This window comes from Thermogemmatispora sp., from assembly GCF_042408735.1.
GTDB lineage: Bacteria > Chloroflexota > Ktedonobacteria > Ktedonobacterales > Ktedonobacteraceae > Thermogemmatispora.
On the sequence record NZ_JBHOQV010000039.1, the window covers coordinates 1 to 19095 of the forward strand.

The window sequence follows — 19095 nt, forward strand, 5'->3', positions numbered from 1 at the left end:
CCAGGGCGCCCGTCAAAAAGGGTAAGCGACTAAGAGGGGCGGTCGCCAGGGCCTGTACCTGCCGCCCCCCGTCGCCCACCCAGCGGTCGTCGGGCCTCTCGGTGCGTGCTGTCCTGAGCCAGCTCTTCGGCGATCTCTCCGCGCAGATAGCAGCTCTCGGCCTTGATGCGCTCTACCTTGCTGCCGCCGCCGACTCCCAGGCCCAGGAGATTGTTGCCAGCGGAAGAAGGGGTCTGATGCTCTTGCTCGGTCGCCATACCTCAGTCCTCAAAGTTGACATAATGGATCAACTATAGTAACTATTAATTAACATACGATACAGAGCACTGTTTGTCAATAGGCGCACCAGAGCAACGGCGCGAAGGGGGCCGAGGAAGGACATGGCCCGGGGGTAAAGCCGGCAACGGTGGCAGCCAGCGAGCCGGCGCCACAGAGCGCCAGGCTCCAACGAACAACAAGCGGGTCACCGAGGGAGGTCCTCAGTGACCCGCAGCTTGCTTGAGCCAGTAGGAAACCCATCTCTGGCACGGCGTCCTGCCGCGACGGCAAGGAGGCGGCTTTGCCCCTCCTGCCGGCTGGCGAGCTGACCGGCAGACGAGCAGCGCACCGAGAAGCCCGACGACCGCTGGGTGGGCGACGGGAGGCGGCAGGTACAGGCCCTGGCGACCGCCCCTCTTAGTCGCTTACCCTTTTTGACGGGCGCCCTGGCCAGGCGCGCTCACTCATCAGACTTCTTCTGTAGCTGGATGGCAGCGATGACCGGCTGAGTGCAGCGATCGCGCTCAGCCAGGCGCTGCTCTGCCTTATAAAGATTATAAGCGCTATTGATAAGAGCGATATGAGTAAAAGCCTGGGGATAATTGCCCAGAGCCAGACGACTGTGCGAGTCGATCTCTTCCGAGAAGAGGCCGAGATTCCCGCCGTAGGTCAGCAAGCGTTCGAAGAGCGAGCGCGCCTCATCGAGGCGGCCCTGCATCGCCAGATTATCGATCAGCCAGCAGGTACAGATCGTAAAGGTGCCCTCGTGACCGGGCAGGCCATCCTCCGAGAGGTAGCGGTAGACAAAGCCGTGCTCGTCCCTGAGCTGCTCCATAATGCGATCGACCGTCGAGCGCATGCGCGGGTCATCCGGCGGGATGAAGCCGATCAGGGGCAGGAGCAGATTGGAGGCATCGAGGGCCGTGCTCTCATATGATTGGGTGAACGCACCGATCTCGGTATTATAGCCGTGGGCCAGCACATCCGCCCGAATCTGATCGCGCACGCGGTACCAGCGCAGCAGGTCAGCCTCCAGGTGGAGCTGCTCGGCGGCGCGGATGCCGCGATCCAGGGCGACCCAGCACATCACCTTTGAATAGACATAATGGCGCGGCTCGCCGCGCATTTCCCAGATGCCGCGATCCGGCTCATGCCAGTGGGCGCAGACATAGTCGACCAGCGAGCGCAGCATCTCCCACAGCGGGCCTTGCAGCTTCTCGCCGTAGCGCTCGAAGCCACCGCGGCGGCGGTAGAGGTGGATGCAATCCAGGATCTCGCCGAAGACATCCATCTGCTTCTGATCAGCCGCGGCGTTGCCGATGCGCACCGGGCGCGAGCCACAATAGCCCTCCAGGTGGGACAGCTCGCGTTCGGGCAGCTCGCGCTCGCCACGAATGCCGTACATCACCTGCAGATCCTCGCCGTTGGAGTACGACAGGCGGCGCAGCCAGTAGGTGAAGGCGCGCGCCTCATCCGTAAAGCCGAGGACGAGCAGGGCATAGAGCGTAAAAGAAGCATCGCGCAGCCAGGTAAAGCGATAATCCCAGTTGCGCACGCCGCCGATCTCCTCTGGCAGCGACGTTGTGGGCGCGGCCACCAGGGCACCGGTAGGCGCATAGGTCATCATTTTCAGCACCAGGGCGCTGCGTCGAACCCACTCAGCGTACGGGCCATCGTAGTTGATCCCCGAGATCCAGCGTCGCCAGCAATGCAGCGTATGGGCCAGCTCCGCGGTAAAGTCGCGCTGGAGCAGCTCCTGCTCCACCAGCTTCCGTGCCGCGCGCAGGCTCCGCCCCATGCCGATAGCGAAGATCAGCCGCTCGCCCTCACGCAGCGTGACCTGCGCCACCAGGGCCGGATGGAGCATTTCCGGCTCCTCGCCCTCGTCCGGCACGATCTCCAGGGAGAAGCCCGGCAGCCGATAGGCCCCGATGATCGCCAGCCCAAGATGCTGCTGGCCATCCGAGATCACCGCCCCCGTTGCCTCGGGCAGCAGCTCGATCTGGCTGGTTGTCGCCGCATAGTTGGGCGTCGCTTTCAGGGTCACCGTGATCGGCAGCTCTCCATGCGTGCATTCCACAATGCGCACCAGGCTATGGCAAGAGCCGTCCTCATACGACCAGGTATTGTTGTTCAAGCCGCGGTAGGGCCAGGCCTCCAGCGACTCCACCGGCATAAAGTCGGTGAGGACCACCTCGCCGCCAACGCCTGTAAAGCGCGTCTGCAGTACATTGCTATCGCGAAGATAGCGCTGAACTCCAGGAATCGTGTTATCGGTCGGGGCAATCTGGAAAAAGCCGCCACGCCTCGCATCCAGCAGCCGACAGAAAATGGCCGGGCTGTCAAAATCGGGCAGGCAGGCCCAGTCTACCGAACCATCCGGCGCTATCAGCACAGCTGAATGACAGTCTCCGATGACTCCATACGATCCGATGGGCTGATAAGAGCGATTCTTGGTGTTCAACCCAACCATAGCACGAATCTTCCCTTTAGTTAGCTAAACTCTTGCTTAACAGCTCCTTCCGAAAGAACCGGGCTTGCCGAGCCTTCCGCGGGGTTCCCAGGTTCCTTCCTCGCCGGCTCTTCCCCACCGAAGTCGGCTTCTGCTTCGGCCCCTTTTGTGAAGAGGACGGAGCAGAACCCTTTCTGGTAACAAGATATCAGAACAACCCTAAAAATGGGGGAAGAGCCGGTTTCCCCTCCTCTGCCTCGGGAGAGGAGAGGTCACCTCCAGAAAAAAAGATTCCCTTTCCCCTTCACTTCTAGAGACCGCCGGCCCCGCGCTTTCTTGACAGCCCCACGTCTTGTCGGCTCCTTCTCTCCTCCCTCGCCACCTTTCTCGTCCGTCCACCTCTCCCTCGCGTGCACTCCCTTGTCCATCTCGTCCAACGGCGGGAGGCGCCTCCTTCCTCCCACACTGGCCGCAACGCCACCCGGCTCGCCCCGACCGCGCTGCAGCCATGTCTATATGTGGTGAGAACGGAAGAAGAGGGCTACGGTAACGAGCGCCCGTGACCTCTTTCGCCTCCCTTCCTCCCCGCCACCGTGGTCCCACCATCTATCGTTTAGTTAGAAAGAAAAAACCGGCCATTTTATTTCTTCACTATGCTCCCGTTCGCGGCCGCTCAGCTCTTTGCCAGCCAGCCAGCCGCCCCCTTCTCTTCCGCCACCAGGCCAAAATAAAGAAAGGAGGGATGGATGGGTTCATCCATCCCGCCATCGCTGACCGGTACAGGCTTCATTCTAACCGCATTTGGAGCGGGTGTCAAATCGCCTAGGCCCTCTTTCCCCCAGCCGTTGGTGACTGGCCCGGTCCCGCAGCCTTTGATCGATATGCAGTACCTCCACCTGGTCCCAGAAGATGGCCTGCAGATGGCCGATAGCAGACCAGGGGGACAGGCCCTTTGGGGGAGAGCCGGGCGAGCCGGCGCCCGCCTGGGCAGGGCGGTCCGCTCCTCCTCACCCGCCGCTCTAGCCCTCGCGCAGCCAGCGTGCCACTTCGGGAGCGAAGTAAGTGATGATGATATCGGCACCGGCACGGCGAATAGCCGTCAGAACCTCCATAACGATGCGCCGCTCTTCGAGCCACCCCTGCTGAACCGCCGCTTTGATCATGGCATACTCGCCGCTGACGTTGTAGGCCGCCAGCGGCAGTTCACAATGCTCGCGCACCCGACGGATGATGTCCAGATAGGCCAGGGCCGGCTTGACCATGACAATGTCGGCCCCCTCGGCGATGTCCAGATCGACTTCGCGCAGAGCCTCGCGCGCGTTGGCCGGATCCATTTGATAAGAACGCCGATCGCCAAACTGGGGGGCCGACTCCGCCGCCTCGCGGAACGGCCCATAGAAGCCAGAGGCATATTTGGCGGAGTAGGCCATGATCGGTGTCTGGAGAAAGCCCCGCTCGTCAAGCAGGCGACGGATAGCGCCGACGCGCCCGTCCATCATGTCCGACGGAGCCACGATGTCGGCGCCGGCCTCGACATGCGAGAGCGCCATGCGGGCCAGCAGCTCCAGGGAGGGATCGTTTTCTACTTCCCCTCCGGCAATGACTCCACAGTGGCCGTGACTGGTATATTCGCAGAGACAGACATCGGTTACGACCAGCAGCTCCGGCACCGCGGCCTTGATGCGCCGGATAGCCCGCTGAATGATACCTTCGGGATGGTAGGCTTGCGAGCCTTGCTCATCCTTGGTGGCCGGAATGCCGAAGAGCAAGACGGCCGGAATGCCCAGGGCCGCTACTCGCTCGGCCTCGCCCGCCACCGTTTCCAGCGGCCACTGCACGACGCCCGGCATGGAAGCTATGGGCCGCGGCTCGCTGATGCCTTCGGCGATAAAGAGTGGATAGATTAACTGCTCAACCGCGAGATGGGTCTCGCGCACTAGCCCGCGTAAGCGCTCCGTCCGGCGCGTGCGCCGCAGGCGTGTGACAGGAAACTGACTCATGCCAAGGCGCTCCTTTCCTTGCTACCTGTCCTTGCCACCGGCCTTTCATCCGCTGGTAGCCATTTCTTCCGCTCAGGGCTGCCCGCCGGCACCGCTCGCCGCCACGACCTGGAGGGCCTGCTCAATGGCCTCCACGGTCTCTTCCAGCATGGCATCAGTGTGAGCCAGCGAGAGAAAACAGGTTTCAAACTGCGAAGGCGGGAAGTAGATGCCGCGCTCCAAAAGGGCCCAGAAGAAGCGGGCATAGCGTTCACTATCGGCTCGTCTGGCCGTTGCGTAGTCGTGCACCGGCTCAGCGCTGAAGAAGAGGCAGAAGAGCGAGGCGAGGCGCACCACCTGCACTGGCAGGCCCGAGGCCGCCACAGCCGCGCGCAGCCCCGCCTCTAACAGGGCGCCCTTGCGCTCCAGTTCTTCGTAGCAGCCGGGCTTTTGCAGCTCTTTGAGGGTGGCGATCCCGGCGGCCATAGCCAGGGGATTCCCGGAGAGAGTGCCGGCCTGATAGACCGGCCCCAGGGGGGCCACCAGCTCCATGATGGCGCGTCTGCCCCCGTAGGCCCCGACTGGCAGGCCGCCGCCGATGATCTTGCCGAAGCAGGTCAGGTCGGGTAGAACCCCCGCCCGGGCCTGCATGCCGCCCAGGGCTACACGGAAGCCCGTAATGACCTCATCGAAGATCAGGACAGCCCCATACTGCTCGGTCAGGCGTCGCAGGGTCTCGAGAAAGCCTGGCTGGGGCGGCACCAGCCCCATATTGGCGGCCACCGGCTCCACAATCACCGCCGCAATCTCTTCGGGATAGCGCTGGAAGACTTCTTCAACCGCGGCGCCGTCGTTATAGGGCAGGCTGAGCGTGTGGGCCGTCGCCTCAGCCGGCACGCCAGCGCTGCCGGGCAGGCCCAGGGTGGCTACCCCCGAGCCGGCCTGCACCAGCAGCAGGTCGGCATGACCATGATAGCAGCCGTCGAACTTAATGACCTTGGAACGCCCCGTATAGGCGCGGGCCAGGCGCAAGGCACTCATCGTGGCTTCCGTGCCCGAGTTGACGAAGCGCACCAGTTCAACCGAAGGGACGCTCTCTACGACCAGCCGGGCCAGCTCGTTCTCGGCCTCGGTCGGGGCCCCAAAGCTGAAGCCCCGTCGCGCCGCCCGGGTCACGGCCTCCACTACTGCCGGGTGAGCGTGACCAAGAATCAGCGGTCCCCAGGAGCCTACGTAATCAAGATAGTGGTTTCCATCGACATCATAGAGGTGGGCCCCCTCGCCGCGCTCGATAAAGATCGGCTCCCCCCCCACGGCGCGAAAGGCCCGCACCGGACTGTTGACGCCCCCGGGCATGAGACTCTGCGCCTCCCGGTAGAGAGCCCGCGACCATTCTCGTCCCGCCTTTTTGCCTGACTGTTGCTGCTCCGTTTGCATTGCCTGCTCCTTCTCTAGCTCCATAAAGACCTGCCACCGGGGATGCCCGGAGTCCTCTCCTGGAGGTCAAAGACGGCCTCCTCCGCATCAGCCTGACCTTGTCGACCACCCACCCGCTCCTGTCGCCCGATCGTCCCCTCGGGCGGGCGCAGACCAGGCAAGGGAGGCCCTGCACGATGCGGCCATGGCCTCCCCTCACGCGAGGGGACAGTCCGGCCTGAGAGCGATCTGCCCCGCTCCGGGGCAGGGCCAGGGTAAGGCGCAGAGGGTCACCGGTTGCCCGGGTCAGTCCCTGCAGTCCCTGGCTTCAATCAGGGGCTGTCAAGTCTGGCTCGTGCCCATCCGCAGATCGCTCTCGCTCTCTCCCGGCCGCTCACCAGCGCTTCCCCCCTCTCCGGCTCCCGGGACGCCACGCCCAGCTCCCCACTCTGTTCCCCGCTTCCCCCAGCTTCTGCCTCGCTCAGACCCCGATGTCGTCAAGGATCTCCGGCAGCGAACGGGCCACACAGGTAAACATGGGCGTATCGCGCAAGGTATACTGGCTAGCCTCACTCTCGCGCATCTCCTGCACGAGATCAAGGAAATCCGCAACGCTGTCGGACTCGAAGGCAACGACGAATTCCTGATCATCCAATCCGAACGAGTAGGTGGTGTGAATCTTGATGTTGGGATAGGCAACCCCCATGCGAATATGCTCGTCCATCATGCGCTTGCGCTCTTGCAGGGACAGAGCATACCAGGGACGGGTCTTGACAAAGGGATAGACAAAGAGATAAGGCTTGTCTTCCAGAGTAATGACCAGCCGCGGATCGTGCGCCGCTCCACGCGGGCCTTTGCCCACATAGACGGAGCGCTTGGTCATCGAGAGGAACGAGCGCACTTCGGGCAAATAGGGGCCAATGCTGCTGCGCCGGATCTTGCTGCTCAATCCCTGCAGATGCCCAAGATCGTAGGTCGCCTGCCAGAGCATGAAATCGCAGTCGGAGCGCAAGCCATAGAGGGCGTAGCTGCGAATGAGCGAGCATTGAGCATACTCGTTGTAGATGGCCAGCAGCTCTTCACGACCGGCGCGCCTCTGCTCGGCAGGTAGGCGCAGCCACTGAGGATCAAGCTTGTAGAAGACGAAGCGCACCAACTGACGAGGCTGCTTTGGCCGGGCCCGAGCCGCCTCCTGCTCGGGCTGCGTCGTAACTGTCTGCTCAACCGTTTCCATCTGACCTGACATGGCCTTTCTCTCTTCTCGGCTTCTCTCTATCTACTCTAACACACCTTGTCCGGTGTTGCTATCTGTTTCTTGCCACAGACACCTCTGGCTCGCCCCCAGGAAAGGTAGCCAGACACCGCCTGGTCCCGTTTCGCCAGGTCGAGTCACACGTTGCCGCACCTATCCAGAGGGAGTCTGAGCCGGACGCTGGTAATAGGCAACGATCGCGGCGACCAGCCCATCGATGGTAAAAGACTGAGCCTCGATGGCGACCTGCAGGCCGAGAGTGCGGGCCGTGGCGGCAGTAATCGGGCCAATGCAGGCGATCGCCACCCCCTGACGGTCCAGGAGGGCGCCTGGCGAGACCTCTTCGGCCTGTCTCTCTTCCAGCCCCTGCTTCAGCCAGCTCACGAAGGAGCGCACCGTCGAGGAGCTGGTAAAGGTGGCCAGCGAGAGGCGGCCCTCCTCGATCAAGGCCAGCACCTGCTGACCACGCGGATCATCGCCAGCCGCAGGCAGGGTACGATAGGCCGGCACCTCCTCAACCAGCATCCCGGCCTGGCGCAGGACCTCAGCCAGCACGCGCCGGGCCTCGGCGGCCCGTGCCAGGAGCACGCGCTGGCCGGCTGGTTCCTTGCCCTGACGGCGGCATTCGGCCAGCAAGGCAGCGGCCACCTGCTCAGCCACATACTCCTCGGGGACCAGCACCCCGCGCAGGCCATGCTCGGCCAGGGCTGCCGCCGTGGCCGGTCCAATGGCCGCCACGCGGGCCCTGGTCAGCAAAGACGGATCCAGCCCTAGAGCTTGCAGGCGCTCAACGCAGAAGCGCACCCCGTTGACACTGGTGAACACCAGCCAGTCGTAGGGGGTGCGCTCACCCTGGCCGCCGGCCGCCAGACGCCGCAACGCCCGATCGAGCGGCGCCCAATCCTTCGGCGGAACCAGGCGAATCACCGGGAAGCTCACCGTTTCAGCGCCGAGGGCCTGTAAACGGCTACTGAGGGCCTCCGCCTGCTCTTGAGCGCGCGTCACCAGGATCGTCCGTCCGCGCAGCGGCTGTTCCTGAAACTCCGCAGCAACCATCGTCGCACATCCTCCTTCGTCGGTAGCGGCGCCGATTCGCTCCCCTCGCGCTGCATGGGCTTAGACCTTGCCAGCAGCGCGGATCTCGGCAATGATCTCCTCCGCCCCCTGGGCCAGCGCCTGCTCGGCCAGCATCACCCCCAACTGGACGGCCAGGCGTGAAGCCTGCTCCTCCCGCCAAGCGATGCTCCCCTGGACTCGCACCGCGCGCCTCCCGTCCAGGCTGATCACCAAGGCGCGAAGAAACAGACGCTGATCGAGGCGCTGGGCATAGGCGGCCACCGGCAGGTAGCAACCAGCCCCCAGATGGCGCATAAAGGCGCGCTCGGCGCTCGTGGCGGCCTGCACCTCCACATCGTTCAAGGGAGCCAGCAAGGGCACCAGCTCCGAGTCCGCCCGCAGCTCCAAAGCCAGGGCTCCCTGGCCCGGGGCCGGCAGCAGCCTCTCCACCGGCAATAGCTCCAGACGATCGGCCAGCCCCTCGGAGAGGCCAAGGCGACGCAGGCCCGCCGCCGCCAGCACAATCAGATCGTAGTCGCCCGCCTCTAACTTGCGCAGGCGCGTATCCACGTTGCCGCGCAGCGGCAGAATCTCAGCTTCGGGATAGAGCGCCCGTAGCTGAGCCGCGCGGCGCAGGCTGCAGGTTCCAATACGTACCCCCGGCTCGGCAGGCGAGCCGAGAAAGTCGCGACGGCGTACCAGCACATCGCGCACGTCCTCGCGCGGCCCGGGCACCAGGATCAGCAAACCCTCGGGCGGAGCCGTCGGCAGATCCTTCAGGCTATGGACCGCCAGATCGACCGCACCCGCCCGCAGCGCGCGCTCGATCTCGGTCACAAAGACCCCATCGCCGCCGATGCGCGCGAGCGGCACCTCTGTCACCCGATCACCGTGCGTATGAATCGGCTCAACCAGGATCTCCAGCTCGCGATGCAGCTGCTGTAACCTGGCGATCACCGTCTGCGTCTGCGCCAGGGCCAGCTTGCTGGCGCGCGTCCCGATCACCAGTCTGTTCATCATCCGTGGCCACTTCCAGATCAAAGAGATAGCGCAGGGCCTCGGCGTAGACATGGCCACGCCCCGCGGCGGCGGCCTCCTTCAGGCGCGTCACCGGCTTATGAAGGACCTTATTGATCAGGCGCGTGGTCAGCTCCTGGATGGCCGCCAGCTCGCGCTCCGAGAGCGAAGGGGTGAGCTGGCGCAGCGTGCGGGCCAGCTCCTGCCGACGCAGAGCCTCCACGTGCTCGCGCAGCTCGACGATCGTATCGGTCACGCTCAGCGAGCTGAGCCAGCGCGCAAAGTCTTCGACCTCCTCTGCGATAATGCGCTCAACCTGAGCCACTTCCTGTAAGCGCAGGCGAATGCCCTCATCGACAACCAGGCGCAGATCATCAATATTGTAGAGGTGAACGCCAGGCAAAGCCCCCACCGCCGGGTCCACATCGCGCGGCAAAGCAATATCGATGATGAGCAACGGGCGCTCCTGCCGCTGGGGCAGAACCGCCCGCATCATCTCCTCAGTAACGACCGTATGAGGAGCCGTCGTTGAAGTAATGACCACATCCGCCTCCACCAGAGCCGCCGCTAGCTCGCTAAAGGGACGAAGCGAGGCCCGCTCACCAAGCTGCTCCACCAACTGCCGGGCATGCTCAGCGGTGCGATTAACAATGACCAGGCGACGGGCCCCATTATCGCAAAGATTGCGTGCCGCCAGCTCGCTCATCTGGCCCGAGCCGACGAGCAGAACCGAGGCTTCGTTGAGACGGGGAAAGAGCTGGCGCGCCAACTGGACCGCCGCATGGCTGATCGAGACCGCCCGTCGACTGATGCCTGTCTCGCGACGTGCGCGCTTGCCCGTGACCAACGCCGCGCGGAAGAGGGCCGAGAGGACCGGCCCGGCAAAGCTGCCTCCCTGCGCCAATTCCAGGGCATCGGCCACCTGCCCCTGAATCTGCGGCTCCCCCGGGATTAAGGAGTAAAGCCCACAGGCCACCCCAAACAGGTGCCGCGCCGCCTCCAGGTCGCTATAGGTGTAGCAGTGCTGCTCTAGCAGCTCCCGCTCCACGGCGCGCTGCTCGCAGAGCACCGGCAGCAGGACCTCGCGCCCCCCTTGCTCCGCCTCCAAGACCGCGTAGAGTTCGAAGCGGTTACAGGTCGAGAGTAGCACCGCCTCCTGTGCCTCCTGGCGCACCGCCCGCAAGAGGGCCGCCACCTGTCGCGGCGCGCAGGCAAGCTGCTCACGCAACTGAATCGGCGCCGAAGTGTGATCAACGCCTACCAGGACAATCTGCATGCTCTCCTCAACAGCTCACAGAAGAAATCTCTAAAATCTCAAATCATTGGCGGTCTATGGAGATTTTAGCGGTTCTTTTTGAAGAGTCAAGGCCGAATCCCCGGATATCCCATCGGGTAATCACCGTATTTTGTCTCAGGTGGGTGGGATCGACGAAAAAAGATGGCGACCGTCCGGGGCCCCTCTGCACGCCGCAGAGATCCCTGGCCCGCCAGCCGCCATGCTGCTCTTGCCGGGCAACACTGTTCTGCCGCTGTATATAGATATATAGTAGCACTGACCAGCTCTCTCCGCCAGTCAGGACCACGTGGGAGGGAAAGCAAAGGCCCACCTGCCAGGACTGGCCCCAGCCCCCGGACCAGGAGAGCTTTCCTGCTCGTGGGGAGGATCGCCTTCGAGGAACCATTGTGAAAACCAGGCGGGCAGATGAGACCGGCAGCCCGATGGCCAGCGGCGCAAAAAAGCCCACAGCCTCTTACTTGCCCGCCTGGCTCAGAGTAGAAGGTAAGGAGAGAAACGACGTACGCTTAGGCTCTGCTCCGGCTGGAAGGCAGCCCGAGCCGCTAGCGAGAGGCTTCGGACTTCCTAGGCAGCCAGCACCTTTTCCAGGTTCTTGAAGAACGTGCTCAGAGAATTCTTCGCCACACCCTGCCCCACCGGATTGTTCGCAACCGCGATCGGGCCGCTCATCTCGGCATTGGCATCGTAGGAGAGCAAGGCCCCATCCGGCTCATCGGCCAGCGTGATCTGGGCCGTGGCATCGATGGAGCCACCGCGCCCCTGACGCTGTAGCTGCAAGACAAGCAGGTTGGGCGCCTGACGCTGGACAATGTTGAGCAGGGCCGTGTAGGTGCCCTTCAGGCCCGGAATGGGAACCGAGAGCGTGACCTTCAGATGGTTCTCGTCCGCGTACTCGACGGCCTCGCACCCCGGAATACACTGCTTGAGCACCGCCGGATTCAAAATAGCTTCATAGACGCGCTGGCTAGGTGCATGAAACTTATGCGTACCGTTGAACTTCATCCAGATCCATCCTTTTGCATCAGCGAAATAGCTGGTGTGTGCCGCGTTCCTCAGTCAGCCAGCCTGCCTGAGAAGCAGCTCCTGACCACTGGGCAACGTCGGGCTTTATTCTAGCCACTCGCCGCAGCACTTTCAAGACCGCAAGATTGAGGGTACCGTATATTCCTATGCATGAAGCGGCCCTCACCCCCTGGCCTAAATGTGCTATCTTCCCCCTGCCTCCGTCTCGCTTTGTGTTATACTGCCTGAAAACGTGCTATCGAGTATCAGCGTATGTAGAGAGGCCAGATCTCTTCAGCGCCGCAATGTGTACGTGTTCGTCTGGAAGGGAAGCATCATGGTTCGAAGAGAAGAAGACGGTATTTTCGAGCAACAGCAGTATCAAGAGCCGAGCCGCTGGCACAAGCGAGCTGAGAGGGGCCGCAAGCGGCTGTCGGCCTCTGTCGAGGATGTGCTTGCCGAGCGCGCAAGCGGCGAGCCACTACTAGAGCCGGAGGAAGAGGAGGCCGGCGAAGAGCTGGTCAGCGCCCCGCAGGCTGATGCTCGTCCAGCCGGGCTGGTGCCACCGCGCCTGAGCCTGCAGTCGCGGGAATTGGCGGTTCCCTCCAGTGGGGATCAGGCCACGCCGGAGCAGGAGCTGTCTCGGCCCGGCTCCTCTCCTGAGTCGCCCTCCCGGTCGCTGGCCGCCGCGGGAAGCCAGAGCGGCCCCTCAGAGACGGCGGAAGAGGCCGAAAAGCTGGCGGCCAACCGTGTTCTGGCGGCCTTCGCACGGCGGGTGACCGCTTCCCTGGCCGCTTTGGGTAAAGTGCGCCAACCAGGCCAGCGCCTGCCCGCTCCAATCACGACCGTGCTGCCCGCTTTGCCAGCGGGCGGTGAGGGCGATGCCGCTTCCTCGCCTTCTCCCACGGTTACCGCTGGGAGCGCTCCCGCTGCCTCGGCGCCGGAGCCTGGGCCGACACGCGCGGGAGAGAGGCCAGGTGCCCCCTCTGCCCAGATGGCAGCTCCTCCCCCAGCCGAGAGAGGTCCTGAGAGCGGGAGCAGGGCAGCGGCTGGTCCCGCTTCTGCGGCGGCCTCGCCTCAGCCACGTGAGACGCCAGCCCGCCCCTCTTCGCAGCGCCTGGCCGGGCGGACAACGCGCGTGCGCCTGGAAGCGGCTCCCAAGCTCGCCAGCCCTCCTGCTGTCCCAGGGCCGGCTGGCCCGACGCAGGCGACGCCTCCCCAGACTACACGTCCGCTTCCAGCCCTCACCGGCACCTATCCCTCGTATCCCGCCAATCCGGCGCGCCCGGGCGCGCCGGCCTCCTCTCGACCTGGCGAGCGCCCGCTGCCGACCACGGCCCTGGCCCGTCCTGTTCCCGCGGGTCGAGCGGAGCAGCCGGCCCCCGCCGCCCTCACGGCTCCCATGCCTGGCCCTCGCTGGCAAACCGGCAAAAGCTGTTTCACGCGCGGACAGGGCGAGGTGGCGGTGAACTGCCCCGTGGTAAGCGAGGCCAGCGTCGTGCTGGTCACCCTCACAGGGGATCCTGGGCCGGTCGTGGTGCAGTACGTCTCGCTGCAGCCAGGACGCGGCTTCACGGTCCACCTGAGCGCCCCTGCCCAGCGCGAGACGCCCTTTCACTACGCCGTATTGGAGAGCGCGCCCCTCAACAGCGGCGGCGAGAGCACGCTGCCTGGCAACAGCTAGGCCCAGGAGGTCTTCCGTCGGCCCTCGCGCTTGCCACCCAGTCTAGCACTCGCCGCGCGCCTCCTCCTCCAGGCGCCGGAAAAATTCACACATGAAGGCGTAGCGCTGACGGGCTAATGCGCGCCCTGTCGCTGTGCAGAGCTGCTCTGGCAGATCGCTAAAAAGGAGACGAAACTCGATCGAAGGGGAGTAATCGGGGCGATTGCGCAGCTCGCGGACCTGCAGCGGGGACACCGGCAGAACCAGCTCCTCCGGGAGGGGAGTATAGACGCGCTGTCCGCGCCGGCCCGTGATCATGTAGAGGCGCCCGATACCGATGGCGCCCAGAGAATCGAGCTTGTCGGCATCGTAGAGGATCTGGCCTTCCAGCGAGCGCGGTCGTCGACCGGCGGTCAGGCGGTGATCGGCGATGGCCTCCTGCACGGCAGGGATGGCCTGCTGAGGGAAAGGGGTTCCGCTCAGCAGCTCGGCGGCCATCTGGGCCCCAATCAGGGCGTGGTCGCCCCCCTGGCGCCGCTCGCGCTCCTGACCAATATCGTGCAAAGCCACCGCTGCCCAGATGACTGGCAAGTCGCCGCCCTCGCGCCGCTGAATGCGCTCAGCCAGAGCCATCACCCTCAGAATATGGTCCATATCGTGAGCCACGTCGCTGTTCCCTTCACGCGCCATGCTCGCCCGTGCCAGCTCCAGCAACCAGCTTCGTAGCTCAGGGGATTGACTCGGGAGTTCGCTGACGTTCGGCACCTGCCCGCTCTTACCTCCAGCACTCGTTTAGTCTTGCAGGGCCGGCAGCGTCAAGATAAAGCGACTCCCCTCGCCGGGAACACCACTGCTCTCAACATGGATGGAGCCGCCATGCATGCGCACGATCTCGGCGACAAAATAGAGACCGAGACCAAGGCCCCGGCTCTGACTGGCGCCAGTGTTGGGGGCACGATAGAAGCGCTCGAAGAGGTGATCCTTTGCCTCCGGCGGGATGCCAATCCCGCGATCCTCTACCTCCACCTGGATGAGGTCGCCGTTCTCTTGTGGGCAGCGACAGAGCGAGAGGAGTACCGGCCCTCCCTGCGGGCTGTATTTTATCGCATTCTGAATGAGGTTGACAAGCACCTGGAGCAGACGCTCGCGATCGCCGCTGATCAGGTAGGGGCGTCCGCTCTCGTCAACGCGGCAGCTCAGGTCGTGCAGGGCGGTGGCTGTGCGATGCTGGGCGATTACCTGCTGCGCTAGCTGCTCCAGATCGACCCGTTCGCGCGCGATGACGAGTTGCCCTCGATTGATCTGGGTGGCCTCCAGGAAGGTGTTGACGATGTTGGTCAGCAGGCGTGTCTGCTCTTCGATCATTGCGAGCTGCTCCAGCAAGCGCTCGCGCTGGCGCGGGCCGCTGCCGCGGTTAAGGGTACGCCTGGCGTACTGGGCATTGGTCAGGATGATGGTGAGGGGCGAGCGGAACTCATGGGCGGTAATGGCCAGGAACTCATCTTTGAGGGTGTTGGCCTCGCGCATGGCCGCCTCGCTGGCCCGGGCCGCGATGGCCTCGTGCTGCCAACGAGCCTGCTCGATCGCCAGACCGGCAAGCTGGGCGACACCTTCGATGACGGCCATCTCCCAGATAGTAAATTCGTACTGCGGCTCGGCCCCCTCATCGGCGCTCTCGCTTTCCTCGACAGCCAGGGCAGAGGGGCGGGTCAGGAGCATGACGCCCAGCAGGCGCCCGCCGTGTGTGATGGGGGCCACCAGGGTCAGCCAGCGAGCGCTTCCGGGCAGCAAGGCTGACCACTGGCTCTGGCTACTTTCCTGGCTGCGGGAGAGGCGTCGCAGATGCAGCAGTTGACTGGGGGTGAGAATGAAAGCGTGACCGGCCCGCAGTTGGAGAAAATAGTCTTCGTAATTCAGCAGGGCCGTCAGCAGCCAGTCAAGCTGCTGAGCTTCCTCCTGGCTCCCGCTCTCCTGCCGGCCCTCTTCTCTCTCGGAGGCCGGCAGGCCGGGGCCTGGCTCGCTGCGCTGCGACTCGCGCTCCACCAACAGCCGCTCGCCTGGCTGGTTCTGTTCTGGCTCGTAGAGCGCGACCAGCCCACGCCGGCAATCCAGAGCCTCCAGGGCCATCCCGAGGACGCTGCGCAAAATGGCTCGCACCTCGGTGAGGCCGGAGAGGGCTTCCGCCATGCGCAGCATGGTCTCGAGAGCCTGATGGATATGCTGCTCGATACGCATCTGGGAAGTGATGTCGCGGAAGGCACTGACGACGCCCAGTTGCTGACCCGTCGGAGCCAGGAGGGGGGCGACATTGATTTCGAGGATGCGCTCGCGTCCATCGGCGCGGCGCGTGATGAAGCGCTCTCCGCGCACCTGCTCGCCGCGCAAGGCCCGGGCCAGAGGGAAATCTTCGCTGCGCAGGGGCTGGCCCTGCAGAGTGTAGACCGGATGGCGGCGCAAGAGCTGCTCGAGGGTGACCGGCCCTTCCAGCCGCTCCCCCACGAACTCGCGCGCGGTGGCGTTGGCCATCAGGAGCCGCCCCTGCATGTCAAGCACAGAGATGCCTTCGGTCATGGCATGGAAGACGGCGTTGAGCGTGTTCGCGCGCTCGGTGGCCAGCAAGGCGGCCCGACGAGCCTGCTCCAGCAGCTGGGTCTTCTGAATGGCCAGCGCACACTGGGCGGCAATGTCCTGGGCAAAAGCATAGTGATCCTGGGTGGGGCGAAACTGGGGATCACCGAAGCTGACGAAGGCCAGTCCCACGCAATGCTGACCGGACTGGCTGTGCGCGTCCGCGGGCAGGGATGAGCGCACACCGACCATGAGGGGGATAATCAGGGTGTGCTCCAGATTCTGCATCTGAAACCAATGCAGCTCACTGATGCCCAGACGGTCAAGAGGAACAAAGAGCGGCGTGCCACTCGTTGCAACCTGACGACAGAAGGGCAGCTCGTCCAGAGAAGCGGCCACACGCCCTCGCGCCTGCGCCAACACGGCCCTGGTTTTGGCTGATTGCCCGGCTTCCCCCTCCTCGCGCCCCTCCGTCGGCACCGTTCTCCGCGCCCACTCCGAAGCCTCCTCTTGCATGTCGGCGCGCTCGTCGGGAGAGCAGAGCTGGTAGAGGCGCCCTTCTTCCAGAAGGAGGATCTGGCCACTGTCAGCCCCTAAGACCTGCTGGAGCTGCTGGGTGGCGATGCTCAGGATGGTCGGCAGATCCTCGTCGGAGTTGACGGCCATCGCCACCTGATAGATAGCCTGAGATCGCTCAATCAGTTGCTCGGCCCGCCGACGCTCGCTTTCGGCCCGCTGGTATAGACGGGCGTTGTCGATCGCCACCGCCGCCTGCTGGCCAATGGCACGCGCAAGCTGCTGCTGCTCTGTCGAAAAACTGCCGTGCTCACCCGGGTTGTCCAGCGACATCACACCGACAGGACGATTCTCACGTACCAGGGCCACCAGCAGAATGGAGCGCACGAGGAATAGCTCAGCTAAAGCTCGCAACTGGCGCTCATCGCGCAAATCGTAGACGTAGAGCATTTCGCGCCCGCCGAGCAGGCGGCTCATTAGAGGATTGGTCGTGGGGATCGTACTGCGATACCAGAGCTGGTCAGCGATGCGCTGGCGCTTGGCATCGACCAGCTCGCGCGCCAGATGGTAGACGACGGGACGCAGGAGCTGGCGCTCCTCATCGTGGAGCCAGACGGCACAGCGCCCAACCCGGCATACCTCGGTCGTCCGCTGGACCAGGACCTGCAGCACCCGGTCCAGATCCAACGAGGAGGCCAGCAGGCCAGCCAGCTCACGGAGAATCTCGCTCTCTCGTAGAGCGCTGAGCAAGCGCTGATGTTCGCGTTGTGAGCTAAAGGCAGGCTGTTCCTGGGGCGGCATGCACACGACCTCGCACAGTTTCCTGTTTCAGTCCCATTTCAATGATTGCAATCCCAAGCGGGCTTTCCTGCAGGGCCGACTCACACGGGTACCCCCGCTACTGGCCAGGGCTGGTGGTAAGAGCGCGGAGGCGAGGCGGCTGGAGCTGCTCCGCGGCCCGAGAAAAGAAGGGCATCGCGCCGGCAGCCTGTCGGCTTCACGTTCATGGCGCTCGTCTGCTGGTATCTTATGCTCTTATTGTCCCATCACCAAAGATATCTGTCAAGGGGCTGAAGAGCGAGTGGGAGACCTCCCCTCGCCCTGGCAAGTCAGGTATCAGGCGGGCCGGCCTCCTCTCTCCTGTGACAGGAACCCGCCAGGCCGGACAGGGGAGCGCTAAGAGGATGCACGAGAGCGTAGTGACATGCTATAATTCAGGCAAAGACCAAACCTGAGCCGTGGGTGGCGGAGAAGAGCAGCGAGCGTGCACAGCAGAAGGAGGCCTGTCCGCGCCTCGCATCCTGGCGGAGGAGGGCATGGGAGCAGAGACGATGAGTCTGAGCATTGGCATCGACTACGGTCGCAGAAGTTGGAAGCTTTGTCTGCTAGATGAGGCTCAGTCGCCGGAATATCAGTGTTTCGCTTCGCCCGCCGAGCTGCTGGCCAGCCTGACTCGCCTCTGTGCCCTCTTCCCAGAGCCGGTGATCGCCCTGGCTGCCGGCAACGGCCTGCCCCTTGAGCGGCTCGACCGCCTGCTCGCTGAGCAGGTGACCGCGCTGACCGCGGGCTGCCCTGAGCCGCTTCCACCTGCCGAGAGGCCAGGCACGGGGTCGGCCAGCCCCTCGCCCGAGAGCGCTCCTCTGGGATTGGCAACTTTTGTGGAGCGGCTGCGCAGCCTGAATCTCCATAGCTATGTGCTCCCCAGCCTGGCCCACCTGCCAACGGTGCCCACTTATCGCCGGCTGCTGGAGCGCCTGCCAGCCAGCCCAGCCGCAGTCTGCCGCGCGGTGACGCTGCTCTACCGCCTGCGCCAGCGTGAGACTCCCTGGCCGGAGATGCGCTTTCTGCTCCTGGAGGCCCGCAGCACCTCCTGGCAGGTGCTGGTCGTTGAGGACGGCTACCTGACCAACGGCGTCTGTGGCACCCCCCACAATCCAGCGCTGCCCCCGGCTAGCCCTTCAGCCGAAGGCCCCTTCGAACAGGCTTACTGGGAGGGACTGCTGCGCGATCTGGCCGGCCTGCTGGCCATCCACCACCTGGATGAGGTGGTGATCAGCGGCCGACGCAGCGAAGCCCTGGCCTCCCGCCTCGGCGAGTTCTATCAGTTCTACTACTTCCCCTACACCCCTCATGAACCTCATGGCTTCGAGGCCGCTCTGGGCGCGGCCTTGATCGCCTCCGGCCTGCAGCATCCCCGCAGCCTGGCCGCCGAAGTTGTGCAGCACCTGCAACTTTGGAGATCCGTCCCCGTTTTTTAGTAGTTTAGTAAAAAATCAACGCTATCGTTTGATAGTTCAGCTCGGCATTCGTCATATTAGAGGCAGCCTGCATGCAGATAACAATGGCCGGCTGTCCGCCCAGGTGCGGGGCCTTGGGGTAGCACACCTGCACAACTTCTGCTGAAAGGGTGGCATGCTGCTATGACTGACCGGTCAATGCCGCAAAAGATCCTCTGGATAGTGGAATACACGCTTGGTGATAGCCAGTACCATCATTTGGAACCCATTTATGCCTCTTCGCGCGCTGAGGCTGAAGAGCACTGCCGACACTTGCTGGCCCGTCATGGAGAGCAGGCCCATCTGATCGATCTGCGTCCCTATCCTCATGGCTTTGTGGTCA

14 protein-coding genes are annotated in these 19095 nt (G+C 64.0%); 3 read left to right on the forward strand and 11 right to left on the reverse strand.

What is annotated here, in order from left to right; genetic code table 11:
- Positions 1-29: 29 nt before the first annotated feature.
- From ACFMO7_RS02465 to ACFMO7_RS02505, 9 genes are all read right to left on the reverse strand, one after another.
- Positions 30-257 (reverse strand): hypothetical protein, encoded by a 228-nt coding sequence (locus tag ACFMO7_RS02465; RefSeq protein ID WP_376793946.1) that lies wholly within the window; start codon positions 255-257, stop codon positions 30-32.
- Between the two features lie 461 nt (positions 258-718).
- A complete protein-coding gene (locus ACFMO7_RS02470) occupies positions 719-2731 on the reverse strand; it encodes a glycoside hydrolase family 15 protein (protein ID WP_376793947.1) in 2013 nt (670 codons plus the stop codon).
- 998 nt (positions 2732-3729) lie between these two features.
- Complete coding sequence (gene hemB, locus ACFMO7_RS02475; RefSeq protein WP_376793948.1) at positions 3730-4710, reverse strand: porphobilinogen synthase; 981 nt, start codon at positions 4708-4710, stop codon at positions 3730-3732.
- A gap of 72 nt (positions 4711-4782) precedes the next feature.
- Positions 4783-6126, reverse strand: a complete 1344-nt coding sequence (gene hemL, locus ACFMO7_RS02480; RefSeq protein ID WP_376793949.1) for a glutamate-1-semialdehyde 2,1-aminomutase — start codon at positions 6124-6126, stop codon at positions 4783-4785.
- Between the two features lie 460 nt (positions 6127-6586).
- Complete coding sequence (locus tag ACFMO7_RS02485; RefSeq protein ID WP_376793950.1) at positions 6587-7351, reverse strand: chlorite dismutase family protein; 765 nt, start codon at positions 7349-7351, stop codon at positions 6587-6589.
- A 159-nt stretch (positions 7352-7510) separates the two neighbouring features.
- Positions 7511-8413: a uroporphyrinogen-III synthase gene (locus ACFMO7_RS02490; protein WP_376793951.1), complete on the reverse strand. Its 903-nt coding sequence runs from the start codon at positions 8411-8413 to the stop codon at positions 7511-7513.
- 60 nt (positions 8414-8473) lie between these two features.
- Entirely contained in the window at positions 8474-9433 is a 960-nt protein-coding gene (gene hemC / locus ACFMO7_RS02495) for a hydroxymethylbilane synthase (RefSeq protein WP_376793952.1), read from the reverse strand.
- The gene (gene hemA, locus ACFMO7_RS02500) at positions 9321-10706 is read right to left on the reverse strand and encodes a glutamyl-tRNA reductase (RefSeq protein WP_376793953.1); all 1386 of its coding nucleotides are present in this window, start codon (positions 10704-10706) and stop codon (positions 9321-9323) included. The genes hemC and hemA overlap by 113 nt, the downstream gene beginning before the upstream one ends.
- A 585-nt stretch (positions 10707-11291) precedes the next feature.
- Positions 11292-11729, reverse strand: a complete 438-nt coding sequence (locus ACFMO7_RS02505; RefSeq protein WP_376793954.1) for a CoxG family protein — start codon at positions 11727-11729, stop codon at positions 11292-11294.
- A gap of 337 nt (positions 11730-12066) precedes the next feature.
- On the opposite strand from ACFMO7_RS02505, the gene ACFMO7_RS02510 reads away from it, so the two are divergent.
- A complete protein-coding gene (locus ACFMO7_RS02510; protein WP_376793955.1) occupies positions 12067-13413 on the forward strand; it encodes a hypothetical protein in 1347 nt (448 codons plus the stop codon).
- Between the two features lie 42 nt (positions 13414-13455).
- Here ACFMO7_RS02510 and ACFMO7_RS02515 read toward each other — a convergent pair whose 3' ends face one another.
- Positions 13456-14157: an HD domain-containing protein gene (locus ACFMO7_RS02515; RefSeq protein ID WP_376793956.1), complete on the reverse strand. Its 702-nt coding sequence runs from the start codon at positions 14155-14157 to the stop codon at positions 13456-13458.
- A 27-nt stretch (positions 14158-14184) separates the two neighbouring features.
- Entirely contained in the window at positions 14185-17277 is a 3093-nt protein-coding gene (locus ACFMO7_RS02520; RefSeq protein WP_376793957.1) for an ATP-binding protein, read from the reverse strand.
- A gap of 530 nt (positions 17278-17807) precedes the next feature.
- On the opposite strand from ACFMO7_RS02520, the gene ACFMO7_RS02525 reads away from it, so the two are divergent.
- Positions 17808-18734 (forward strand): DUF1464 family protein, encoded by a 927-nt coding sequence (locus ACFMO7_RS02525; protein ID WP_376793958.1) that lies wholly within the window; start codon positions 17808-17810, stop codon positions 18732-18734.
- A gap of 162 nt (positions 18735-18896) precedes the next feature.
- The coding region (locus ACFMO7_RS02530) for a hypothetical protein (protein WP_376793959.1) at positions 18897-19095 on the forward strand (199 nt) is incomplete at its 3' end.

Bases quoted from the DNA above. Each gene is read 5' to 3' on its own strand.
- ACFMO7_RS02465 (WP_376793946.1), bottom strand. From the start codon at position 257: ATGGCGACCGAGCAAGAGCATCAGACCCCTTCTTCCGCTGGCAACAAT.
- ACFMO7_RS02470 (WP_376793947.1), bottom strand. From the start codon at position 2,731: ATGGTTGGGTTGAACACCAAGAATCGCTCTTATCAGCCCATCGGATCG.
- hemB (WP_376793948.1), bottom strand. From the start codon at position 4,710: ATGAGTCAGTTTCCTGTCACACGCCTGCGGCGCACGCGCCGGACGGAG.
- hemL (WP_376793949.1), bottom strand. From the start codon at position 6,126: ATGCAAACGGAGCAGCAACAGTCAGGCAAAAAGGCGGGACGAGAATGG.
- ACFMO7_RS02485 (WP_376793950.1), bottom strand. From the start codon at position 7,351: ATGTCAGGTCAGATGGAAACGGTTGAGCAGACAGTTACGACGCAGCCC.
- ACFMO7_RS02490 (WP_376793951.1), bottom strand. From the start codon at position 8,413: ATGGTTGCTGCGGAGTTTCAGGAACAGCCGCTGCGCGGACGGACGATC.
- hemC (WP_376793952.1), bottom strand. From the start codon at position 9,433: ATGATGAACAGACTGGTGATCGGGACGCGCGCCAGCAAGCTGGCCCTG.
- hemA (WP_376793953.1), bottom strand. From the start codon at position 10,706: ATGCAGATTGTCCTGGTAGGCGTTGATCACACTTCGGCGCCGATTCAG.
- ACFMO7_RS02505 (WP_376793954.1), bottom strand. From the start codon at position 11,729: ATGAAGTTCAACGGTACGCATAAGTTTCATGCACCTAGCCAGCGCGTC.
- ACFMO7_RS02510 (WP_376793955.1), top strand. From the start codon at position 12,067: ATGGTTCGAAGAGAAGAAGACGGTATTTTCGAGCAACAGCAGTATCAA.
- ACFMO7_RS02520 (WP_376793957.1), bottom strand. From the start codon at position 17,277: ATGCCGCCCCAGGAACAGCCTGCCTTTAGCTCACAACGCGAACATCAG.
- ACFMO7_RS02525 (WP_376793958.1), top strand. From the start codon at position 17,808: ATGAGTCTGAGCATTGGCATCGACTACGGTCGCAGAAGTTGGAAGCTT.